At 59.4% G+C, this 11,523-nt stretch carries 7 protein-coding genes; all 7 read right to left on the minus strand.

The window, feature by feature from the left end; translation table 11 throughout:
• Window positions 1-35 precede the first annotated feature (35 nt).
• Window positions 36-1,412: a DUF3999 domain-containing protein gene (locus GV764_RS21075; protein ID WP_161661978.1), complete on the minus strand. Its 1,377-nt coding sequence runs from the start codon at window positions 1,410-1,412 to the stop codon at window positions 36-38.
• Window positions 1,409-4,081, minus strand: a complete 2,673-nt coding sequence (locus GV764_RS21080) for a DUF2339 domain-containing protein (RefSeq protein ID WP_161661980.1) — start codon at window positions 4,079-4,081, stop codon at window positions 1,409-1,411. The genes GV764_RS21075 and GV764_RS21080 overlap by 4 nt, the downstream gene beginning before the upstream one ends.
• A gap of 90 nt (window positions 4,082-4,171) precedes the next feature.
• Window positions 4,172-5,989 carry a maltodextrin glucosidase gene (gene malZ / locus GV764_RS21085; RefSeq protein WP_161661981.1) on the minus strand — a complete coding sequence of 606 codons (1,818 nt, stop codon included), beginning with the start codon at window positions 5,987-5,989 and terminating at the stop codon, window positions 4,172-4,174.
• Window positions 5,990-6,146: 157 nt separating this feature from the next.
• Window positions 6,147-7,520 (minus strand): proline-specific permease ProY, encoded by a 1,374-nt coding sequence (gene proY, locus GV764_RS21090; protein WP_161661983.1) that lies wholly within the window; start codon window positions 7,518-7,520, stop codon window positions 6,147-6,149.
• A gap of 72 nt (window positions 7,521-7,592) precedes the next feature.
• Window positions 7,593-8,912 (minus strand): branched-chain amino acid transporter carrier protein BrnQ, encoded by a 1,320-nt coding sequence (brnQ, locus tag GV764_RS21095; protein ID WP_161661985.1) that lies wholly within the window; start codon window positions 8,910-8,912, stop codon window positions 7,593-7,595.
• Between the two features lie 402 nt (window positions 8,913-9,314).
• Window positions 9,315-10,625 carry a phosphate regulon sensor histidine kinase PhoR gene (gene phoR, locus GV764_RS21100; protein WP_161661987.1) on the minus strand — a complete coding sequence of 437 codons (1,311 nt, stop codon included), beginning with the start codon at window positions 10,623-10,625 and terminating at the stop codon, window positions 9,315-9,317.
• A gap of 23 nt (window positions 10,626-10,648) precedes the next feature.
• The gene (phoB, locus tag GV764_RS21105) at window positions 10,649-11,338 is read right to left on the minus strand and encodes a phosphate response regulator transcription factor PhoB (RefSeq protein WP_002437058.1); all 690 of its coding nucleotides are present in this window, start codon (window positions 11,336-11,338) and stop codon (window positions 10,649-10,651) included.
• Window positions 11,339-11,523: the final 185 nt, after the last annotated feature.

Here is an 11,523-nt window from a genome sequence, read left to right on the forward strand (position 1 = left end):
AGAAAAGGCCCGCATGCGGGCCTTTTTTTATGGCGTCAGGCGTTAGTTTTCACTTCCCGCCACAGCCGGTACGCGACGCCGAGCAGCGCCAGTACGCCAATCACCAGCACGCCCCAAATCAGCATTGTCATCCACTGGCTACGGCGCTCCGCCGGATCGACCGCCGTTAAACGCGCCTCGCCGCCCAGCGTGACGGTGTCGGCTTCAGTGGCAACCGGCAGTGAATCCAGGGTGTATTGCCCGCGCAGCTTTTCGGGGATCACCATATCCAGCGCCATCGCCTGCGGTTTAGCGGCTTTGTTGCCCCAGGCCAGCATAAACGGCCCCGTTCCCTGTGAAATAAATACCAGCGCCTGGCTGGCACGCAGCCCCTGAACCTCCGGCGGCGTGTCGCCCCAACTGGCGTTGATGCCCTTCACCCGAATGGCCTGAACGTGTTCGCCGTTCAGCAGCGTGGGCTCGGACTGCGCATCGTTAATCCGGTACAGCACGGTTTTCGCCAGAGGTCGCCAGGGGTCCTCTGCGCGCTGCCGATAGTCGATTTCCACCGGCAACACTGCGCTTTCACCGCCTGGATTGATCGCCAGGCCCGCCAGCGGCTGCGGGTTAGCCCAGCGGTAAATCGCCTCACTGGCCCCGCCGCTCTCTTTATGGGCTGGCAGATACACGTAAACATTGCTGTAATCGTCCACTGGCGCGAGGGCTTCCACGCTTTGCAGCGCGAGCGGCTGCGGCGCGTCAGAAACCGTCATCAGCAGATAACGATAGCCCTTTTCAGAGAGCGTGACGCTGGACGGTAACGTGTTGAGCTTCAGCCGATCGCTGCCGGCGGTCAGATCCATCAAAGGCGCATCTTCGGACAATCTGTACCACTCTTTTAAATTGTCGCTGTAAAACAGATCGACCTTCGCCTGCCAGTTTTGCGCCGGTTTCGACCAGTTAAGACGCAGTTGCCCCACCGGCAGCGCCGTTGTCTGCCCGTCGGGCAACGTCATCAGGAAACTTTGGCTGATACGCGTCACATCGTCGCCCGCCAGATGCACTTCCGCGCCGCCCGGCATTTTGACCGTCAGGCTGTTCTGCCCTTCCTCTTTGACGTGTTTGATATCCAGCGGGAACACTTTGAGCGTCACCGGCTGCGGCGCGCGCTGCGGCTGGCGCTGCGGCGTCAACGCAAAGGGTACGGCCTCGCCTTTGCTGTTAAATACCCGAACGTCGCGCAGATCGGGCCAGGCGGTTTGCTCATACACCTGGCTCGGCAGCGCGATTTGCCAGAACGGTGAAGCGCTTTCGCTCTCGAGATGCATCCCCCAGGCGTAATCCTGCGGCGCATCGGGCGCGGTGTCGTTTGCGAATCCCGCCATCGGCAGCCAGAGTGCAGCCATGACGATAACGTTTAATAATCCCTTCATTCCGGTTCCGCCTTGTTAACCGCCGCCTTCGGGGGCAGCGGTGAAAAATAGCCGACAATCAGTACCAGCACCGCCACGCCGATAAACGCGATGGCCCGCGCCAGCCCGCCGCCGCCCGCGCTGTCCACCAGCATGAGTTTGATGATCACTACGCCGAGCAGCGCCGCGCCCGCCATCCAGATATTCCGGCTGGCGGCGCGGGTCGCTTTCACCATCACCACCAGCGCGATCAGCATCCAGAACAGCGCGAAGCTGGTCTGGATCAGGCGAGACGACCACAGCGCGTCAGGCTGCCACGCGACGTCACCGTAACCAGCCAGGGTGCGCAGCAGCAGGCCGTTTGCCCACCAGAACGCCAGCCCGGCGATGGCTAACGGCACGCCCTGCGAAAGGGTGTTCCAGCCCGGCGGACGATGGGTATTGAGATAACGGGCGGCGACGTACAGCGCCAGCAGCCCATACCCTGCGCCGACGTCCAGCGGGTTTATCAGCGGCACCCAACGCCAGTTGATCATCGCGCCATCCAGCAGGTTACTGAAAATCAACATGGCGAGTTCCAGCACTATCAGCGGCGCGATGCCGACGCTGGCGTACCACTGCGGCCAGACGCGCACCGGCCACAGGCCGCGACGCACCGCGCCGTGAACCAGCAGGATCGCCATCCCCGCGCTCGCCATCACAATACCCGCCTGCCATTCGTCAGAGCCCCACGGCAATCCATCGATAAACCAGTAAATTTCCAGCCCGATAACCAGCAGCAGAAGCCAGAACAGTGTGATATGCGCCGCCTGCGATAGCCGCGGTATCAGCGAATCCCCGTCTTTATGCAGCAGCACGCCCGCACAGGCAAACGCCGCGATCCAGACAGGCCCCGTCCAGCCGGCGCTCAGCAAACGATCGCCGTGCTGCACGGTGAACAGAATTGCCAGCAGGATCCCCGGCCACAGCAGCCACTGGGCATAGCCCATTTCCCGCCAGTTCAGGCGTTGGCTGGCGGCTCGCCATCCCCATACCGACGCGCAAAGCAGCGCCAGCACGATAGCCTCGGGACTCAGCGAACGGTTGATGGCGTCGGCCAAACCGACCAGCGCGACGATCCAGAAAGCAATCCCGCCCGCCAGCAACAAATGACTGATAAGCCACTGATGGGCGCGCCACAGCCACGCCGCCGCCAGCCAGGCGGCGCTCAGAACGGCGAAAATCACCATCATCGACAGCGGCGTCAGGTGCTGCGACAGCGCGTAAACCGCACTGCCCAGCGCCAGCACCAGTAACCCGGTGCCGCTGTAGCTCATCCGCCGCTGGCGCTGCTGGAGACCGAGCCACACGATCCCCAGCCCTTCCAGCGCCCAGGCCATCGCCGTCCAGCGCGCCGACAGCGCCAGCGGGATCGCCAGCGTGGTGAACGCGCCGCCCAGCGCCAGCGCCGCCAGCACCAGGATTTTCCCCTGCCCCGGATAGCGGCGCAGCACGACCCAGCCCAGGCCGAGATAGACCAGACCAAACCCCAGCGCCGACAGCGCCGGGCCGTATTCAAAATGACGGGTAATGGCGTATTGCATCCCAAAGCCGATCAGCGGCGGCGCGAACAGCAGCACTCCATCGATAATCTTTTCTTTACTCGCCTGCGCACGCAGCGACAGCCCCACGCACAGCACGCCGAACAGCAGAATATTGGCGATCAGGAACAGCTGGCTGCTGAGATAAATCTCCGGTTGATAGCCGTTTAGCCCCCACAGCCCGGCGACGCCAAAGGTAAACGCCATGCCCAGCAGATTCAGCACCCGCCAGTGTTGCCACCAGCTAATCGCCAGAATGCCCGCCGAGAGCAGCAGATAAAAGGAAAACAGCGCAATGTGGTTGCCGGAACCGGTTGACAGCAGGATCGGCGCGAGATAGCCGCCGATGCTGGCAAGCATGGCCAAGCTGAGCGCCTTTTGCAGCACCGCCAGCCCGACGCTGGCGGCGCAAATCAGCAGCAGCAGGCCAAACGCCAGGGTCATCGGCAGCATTTGCCACAGCCGGAAAGCGCCGAACACGGTGAGATACAGCGCGCCGGTGGCCCCGCCCTGCAAGATCAGGCCGTACAGCGGCTGTTTGTGGCGCAATTTAAAGCCAAAGAACAGCAATCCCATTGAGCCCGCCGCTGCCGCCATCAGGCGCAGCTCCAGCGGGAACATATCGCGCTCGACGGTATAGCGGAACAGATAGGCGAGGCCGAGAAACAGCAGCAGTACGCCCAGTTTCGCCAGCGGATTGCCCTGCATAAACCAGCGCGCCAGCGAACTCAACATGCCGTCGAACTGCGAAGGGGGGAGATCCTGAACGGGCGCTGATGCCGCAGGGGCGGCGCGCGTTTCAGCACCCCCTGCCTGGGCAGGCGCCCAGGCAGAGGGTTGTTCCGCCACAGGCGGCGGTTTTTGCCGGTAACGCTGCACCCGGGCGATAATATCGTCCTCAGGCTCACGCTGCGGCTCCGGCGCGTCGACCGCGGCAATCTGCACCGGCGCGGCGGCCAGTTTCGATTCCAGTTCGGTCACGCGATGGCGCAGCCGCGTCAGTTCATCCATTGCGGCATGGCTTCTGCGCCAGGCCATTATTGACAGGATTGGAGCGACGACCACCAGCAAAAAAAGTATCAGCCCCGCCCAAAACACCAGTCCATCCATGCCCGTTTCCTTGTTATCGGCATACGCGATTGCCGTCTATTTTTTCAAAAAGCGCGTTCTGGAAATAGTCTGGCGTTTCTGAATTTACCGCTAATCGTTACGCCAGATCCCGCAGGAAATCGCAGGCATCAGTAACGATTGTCCGGTCAACTGCGCCTTTCCTTCCTCCAGCCGCCACTCGGTTTCCGCCATTAACGGCGACCAGGGAAGCTCGATGCGCGTTTCATCGCCCCGGTTAATGGCAATCAGCACTTTTTGCTGCCGCCACAGACGCATAAACACCACCACATCCCCTTTAGCGTATAGCACATTGCAGCCGCCATAGCGTAATGCGCGCCGCTGTTTACGCAGCCGCGCCAGGCGCTGATACAGCGCAAACAGATCGCGGTCCTGTTTTTCAGGGTCCCACGGATAGGGTTTACGGCAAAACGGATCGTTATTGCCATCCAGTCCCACTTCATCGCCGTAATAGATGCACGGCACGCCGGGCCAGCAGAACAGCCACACCACGCCCAGCGGCAGGCGGGCAACGTCTTTACCCAGCAGGGTTTTAAACCGTGCGGTATCGTGGCTGTCGAGCTGGTTGAACATGCGCAGCTGTTGCTGATGGGAAAGGCCGGCGCGGTACTGCTCCATCCAGTGAATACAGATTTCCGCGTCGATATGCTGCGGGTCGTAGGAGATATCGGTATTGGCTAAAAATCCCCACAGCGGCACCGTAAAGCCGCGATAGTTCATCGCCGCGTCTTCCACGTCAGCCTGCAGCCACTGACGCGCATCGCCGAAGTGCTCACCGACAATATAGGCTTCAGGGTTGACATGTTTCGCCGCCTGGGTAATACCGCGCACGTGCTGCAGATTATTCTGCGCCCCGCCCGCTTCGCCGAGCATATGGACGACGTCTAACCGCCAGCCGTCCATCCCCCACGGCTCGCGTAGCCAGTGGCGCACCACGCTGTCTTCACCCTGGTAGATTTCGTCGATAAGCGTCGGGGACTGATAATCCAGTTTTGGCAGGCTCGGGTAGCCGAGCCAGTCCAGCGCCCGGCCATCTTCAGAAAAGCTGTACCAGTCGCGATACGTTGATTCCGGGTTATGGCACGCCCCGCCGGTGGCGGCGTTATGGCGGTCGAACCACGGATGGGAATCGCCGCTGTGGTTAAATACGCCATCCAGCACCAGCCGCATCCCGGCGCGCCGGGTGTTATCGCGCAGGCGCAGCAGCGCCTGGTCGCCGCCAAACTGCGGGTCGACGTGGCGGTAATCCTGAGTGTCATATTTATGAACGCTGGGCGCGGTAAACACCGGGTTGAGATACAGCGCCGTGACGCCGAGTTTTTGCAGCCACGGCAGCTTTTCGCTGATGCCGTCCAGATCGCCGCCGTAAAACGTCGAGCCGCCCGCCTCAGCGGTGACCGGCTCGTCCCAGTCGCGCAGAATAATGTCGCGATGGGCGGCGTGATGATAGTAAACATTATCCTGCCCGGCCTCGCGCGGCAGGCTGCGGGCAAAACGGTCCGGGAAGATTTGATAAAAAATCTGGTCCGCCACCCATGAAGGTCCCTTATCCGGCGCATCCAACGCAAACTGCTCCAGGCGCGCGGGGGGATAATCGTTAAACCCCTGCGGAGTAAACCAGCGCTGGCGGCTGGGCCACAGCAGTTTAAAGCTGTAGCGGCGGCGCGGCTGCCCCTCGTCCAGCGCGAGAGTCGCCCGCCAGGCCGTCACGCCTTCCTGCGGCGCTTTGCGCACGCGCGTCATGGGAACAGAGGTCTCTTCGTTATCGCGTTCCGCGCGCAGCGTGACCCGCTGCGGCAAATCATCCCCGGAAAGCCACAGCGTGATGGTCAGGCGCTGCGCGTTTTGTTTGATAAAAGGCGCCACCGGAAGGTGCCAGGCTTGCAACATCGTATTTCCCCTCGGTCAATTTTTGACGCCACCATGCCATATCAGCAGCATGCCGCCTTCCTCATTTTGCGTTTATTTCGGGGAGGAGTTAACAGGTGGAGATCACTGAGCGTAGAGCGAAAACAGCCTCCCCGCCAGGCGGCGGGGAGGGAAGAGATTAGGCGGTTAAGCGCGTGCGGGCGTCGTGGCGGCGCTTGAATACCCAGCCCACCAGCAGCAGGGCAATCCACGCGAAGCCCACGTAGAGCGAGATACGGGTGTCCGGGTGGTAGCCAATCAGACCGATAATAAACACCAGGAAGATCAAACCGAGCACCGTGGTGGTAACGCCGCCCGGCACTTTAAATTTCAGCGCCTTTACGTCCTCCGGGGATAAACGACGGCGGAACCCGATTTGCGACAGCAAAATCATGATCCACACCCACACGGTGGCGAAAGTCGCCAGCGAGGCAATCACCAGGAACACGTTTTCCGGCATGATGTAGTTGAGATACACCGCCAGCAGCAGCGCGGCGGTCATCACCACCACGGTCACCCACGGCACGCCGTTACGCGAGGTTCGGGCGAACACTTTCGGCGCGCTGCCCTGTTCCGCCATGCCGTGCAGCATGCGGCCCACGCCGAATACGTCACTGTTAATCGCCGACAGGGAGGCGGTGATCACCACAAAGTTAAGAATACCGGCGGCAAAAGTGATGCCCATATGCTGGAAGGTCAGAACGAACGGGCTGCCGTGGGTGCCGACCTGGTTCCACGGATAGATAGACATGATCACGAACAGCGTACCCACGTAGAACACCAGAATACGCAGCGGCACCGAATTAATGGCGCGCGGAATCGACTTCTCCGGATTTTTGGCTTCGCCTGCGGTAATGCCGATGATTTCGATGCCGCCGTAAGCGAACATCACCATCTGCAGCGCCATCACGGTGCCAATCCAGCCGTTGGCGAAGAAGCCGCCGTGGCTCCAGAGGTTGCTGACGCCGGTCGGCTGCCCGCCGTTGCCGATGCCCCAGATAATGATGCCAAAACCGGCGGCGATCATGATGATAATGGTGGCGACCTTGAAGAACGAGAACCAGAACTCCATCTCGCCGAACACTTTAACGCTCATCAGGTTGATGGCGCAGATGATCAGCACCACGCTCAGCACCCACACCCAGTGCGGCACAGTAGGGAACCAGACGCCCATATAAATGCCGAAGGCGGTCACGTCGGCGATGGCGACGATCAGAATTTCAAAACAGTAGGTCCAGCCAGTGATGTAGCCCGCCAGCGGGCCTAGGTTTTCCTGGGCATAACGGGAGAACGAGCTGGCGGCAGGGTTGTGTACCGACATTTCACCCAGCGCGCGCATAATAATATAGGCCGCCACGCCGCCGATGATATACGCCAGCAGCACGCTCGGACCGGCCATTTTAATGGCGTCGGCGGATCCGTAAAAAAGCCCGGTGCCAATCGCCGAGCCGAGTGCCATAAAGCGAATATGTCGCGTACTCAAACCGCGTTTGAGCTTAGTCCCGTTATCCATGTTGTTAAGTACCTGGTTACACAATAAAAAAACCACGGAGCGGGCTCCGTGGTTAAAAACTGTCCGGCTTTTTTAGTGCGCGGTGGAGGTCACCTGACGCCCCGCTGCGCGATCCCAAATAGCGGCAATCACCACCATCGCAACCGTCGGCATCAGCCAGGCCAGCCCTTGATCGGCCAGCGGCATTTTCTGCGTCCAGGCCGGCAACATGCCGCCCAGCGCCGAGGCTTTGACGCCATCAATCAGGCCCAACAGCAGGCTGATTAACATCGCCGGTGCGATAACGCGGGTGGAATTGTGCCACCAACCGCGGGTGAAGCTCAACACTACCAGCACGATGCATGGCGGATAAATGGCTGTCAGCACCGGAATGGAAATCTGGATCAGGTGGCTCAGGCCCAGATTCGACACCACCATGGAGAAGCCGCCGAGGATAAACACCAGCGAGCGGTAAGAGAGCGGCAGATACTGTGCGAAGAACTCGGCGCAGGCGCAGGTCAGGCCCACCGCGGTCACCATACAGGCGATGAAAATCAACGCCGCCAGCAGGAAGCTGCCTGCCCCGCCGAAGGTGTGCTGTACGTAAGCGTGAAGAATTGCCGCGCCGTTAGCAGACTGATCCACCAGAGTCGCGCTGTCTGAACCCAGACGGAACAGCGCCAGGTACAGCAGGGTTAAACCGATACCCGCCATCAGGCCAGCCCACACGGTGTAGCGGGTCAGCAGACGCGCTTCGGTGACGCCACGTGAACGCGCCGCATTAACGATAACAATACCGAACACCATCGCGCCCAGAGTATCCATAGTCAGATACCCGTTAACGAAGCCGTTAGAAAACGCCGCGTTCTGGTATGCGTCGGTAGCGACGCTGATATCGCCCGCGGGCCACAGCAGAGCGGCAACCGCCAGCACGGTCAGCGCGATGATTTTCAGCGGCGCCAGGAAATTGCCCACGGTATCGAGCAGTTTGCCCGGATACAGCGACACCAGGATCACCAATGCGAAGTAGATCAGGCTGTAGATGAACAGCGGCATCGCGCCGTCGCCGGTCAGCGGCGCAATCCCCATTTCAAACGAAACGGTGGCGGTACGCGGCGTGGCGAACAGCGGCCCCACGGCCAGATAACACACGGTCGCCAGCAGAATGCCCGCGCCACGGCCAATCGGCGTGCTCAGGCTGTCAACGCCGCCGCCGACTTTCGCCAGCGCCACCACGGTCAACACAGGCAGACCAACCGCCGTGATCAGAAAGCCGATCGCCGCCGTCCAGACGTGTTCGCCCGCCTGCAGGCCAACCATAGGGGGAAAAATGATATTGCCAGCGCCAACAAACAGCGCAAAGGTCATAAAGCCCAGTGCGATGATGTCACGCGATTTCAATTGATGGGTCATAAAGTCTAACTGCCTGTGGATGTGGTGTTGAAAAGAATGACGTTTTTGCTGCCAGCGATGAGCGAAATAGCGTCGTTTCGTTATAAATCAGCGAAAAACACTTACCTGATGCCGTGGCGGAGAATAGTTTTTTGGTTTACCACGAAATTACAGTGAGTCTGGCAACATCAGGTGCGCAATTTAAACGCTTATAACGTTTGAAGGCAATAAGGGATCTAAAAACCAGTAGATTATTCCGCATTCGCGAAGTGAGTTAGACATTCATACCAGAATCTTAAAAATGTTATGGCTTTTAATGCGAACAAAAAACAAACAGACGTCAAAAATAAGACAGTCGTTAAGGAAACCAAACGGCAAAAGGGCCAGTTTACTGGCCCATGGAAACTAAGTTTTACAGCGGGATTAGCTGATTTGCCGTACCGGCGCAGGATTTGCGATAAGCCGTTCCGGCAGCACAAACGTAAAGGTAGTGCCTTTGCCGGGTTGGCTCTCGATCTCAAGGCGCGCATCGTGGTGGCTGAGGGCGTGCTTCACAATCGCCAGCCCCAGTCCGCTGCCGCCGGTCTGGCGGGAACGGGCTTTATCCACCCGGTAAAAACGCTCGGTGAGGCGTGGAATATGCTCTGCGGAAATTCCCGGCCCGTTGTCCTGTACCGAAAACTTTGCTCCCTGCGGAACACGTTGCCAGGTCACGGTAATCGCCGTGCCTTCCGGGGTGTGGTTCACGGCGTTATACACCAGGTTGGAGATGGCGCTGCGCAGCTGTTCGTCATTACCGAGCACCTTCAGATCGTTGTCGACGTCAAACTTAAGCGTATGTTTTTTGTGGCTTAAGGTTTGCGCTTCACGTTCCACCACCCGCAGCATCATCGGCACGTCGATTTGCTCATTAAGCACCAGCGCCGGCGCGGCTTCGATTTTCGACAGCGTCAGCAGCTGTTTGACCAGCCCCTCCATGCGGTGGGTTTGCTCGCGCATGGTGTGGATGGCTTTCTCACGTAGCGGGCCTTCCAGCGGCTTGTCGTCCATCATCTCCAGGTAGCCCTGAAGCACCGTCAGCGGTGTACGCAATTCGTGACTGACGTTGGCAAAGAAATTACGCCGCGCGCCTTCCAGCTGGTGCATTTGCGTGACGTCGCGCGCCACCATCAGCAGTTGATCTTCGCTGTAAGGCATCACGCGAAACTCCAGATGACGCCCGTTATTCAGCACCAGATTGAGCGGACGGGTAAACTGTCGCCCCTTCAGCCAGCTGGTGAATTCCGGGTAGCGCAGCAGGTTAAGAATGTTTTGGCCGTTATCGTCCGGCCAGCGGAGACCTAACAGCTGCTGGGCCAGGCCGTTGCACCAGAAGATATTGCCCTCTTCGGTGGTGAGGATCACCGCATCCGGCAAGGATTCCGCACCGCTGCGAAAGCGTTTGATCAGATTACCCAGCTCGCGGCGGCGCTTTTTGTTACGCAACTGCATCTGATGCAGACCGTACAGCAGCGGATCCCAACTCCCCCGCCCGGTTGGCGGCGTCATACTGCGATCGACCCAGATCCACCAGGACAGGCGCATCAGATTCCAGAAATGCCACACCAGCAGGCCGGTGACCGCCAGCAGCAGAAACCATGCCCAGTAACCAAAAATGGCCCCTAAAATCAGGGCCGGAATACAACACAGTACCAGCTCAAGGGCCAGCCTTTTCCATGACAGCCGTTCCAGCACGCGTCACTCTCCGGTTATCGTGATTAAAAACGACTTGAGAAGCGGTAGCCGGTGCCGCGAACCGTTTGCACCATCCGGTCGTGCCCGCTCAGCTCCAGCGCTTTACGCAGGCGGCGGATATGCACGTCCACGGTTCGGTCTTCCACATAGACATTGGTGCCCCAGACGTGATTAAGCAGCTGTTCGCGGCTGTAAACCCGCTCCGGGTGGGTCATAAAGAAGTGTAACAGTTTGAATTCGGTGGGGCCCATATCAAGGGGATTTTCGCCGGTCATCACGCGGTGGGAGCTGGGGTCGAGGCTCAGTCCCTGCATTTCAATCACCTCTTCCACCGCCATCGGGGAGATGCGGCGCATCACGGCTTTAATCCGCGCCACCAGCTCTTTCGGAGAGAACGGCTTGGTGATGTAATCGTCCGCGCCGGTTTCCAGCCCGCGCACGCGGTCTTCTTCTTCGCCGCGCGCGGTCAGCATCATCACCGGGATATCGCGGGTCAGCGCTTCGCGTTTAAGATGCTTAATAAACTGAAGCCCGGAGCCGCCCGGCAGCATCCAGTCCAGCAGGATAAGATCGGGCCAGGGTTCGTTAAGCTGATTCACCGCCGTGTCATAATCTTCCGCTTCAACCGGCTGGAAGCCATTTTGTTCGAGTACGAAGCACACCATCTCGCGGATTGGCGCTTCATCTTCAACGACCAGGATACGTCTCGCCATGATTAGCCCTGTCAAATTAAGTCGAATTTTCTGAATGCGGCGCCATTATGCGTCAGTTTTATGACAGATTTATGAAAAAGATGACGGTCTTATGACCCATCAATTTACTGTATAAATCTGGCGTCAGGACAGTGGTGTATAAGGAGGGTTATAATCCCCCTTTCGTTTTTACGCCACAGGGAATG

The organism is Atlantibacter hermannii, from assembly GCF_009907385.1.
GTDB lineage: Bacteria > Pseudomonadota > Gammaproteobacteria > Enterobacterales > Enterobacteriaceae > Atlantibacter > Atlantibacter hermannii_A.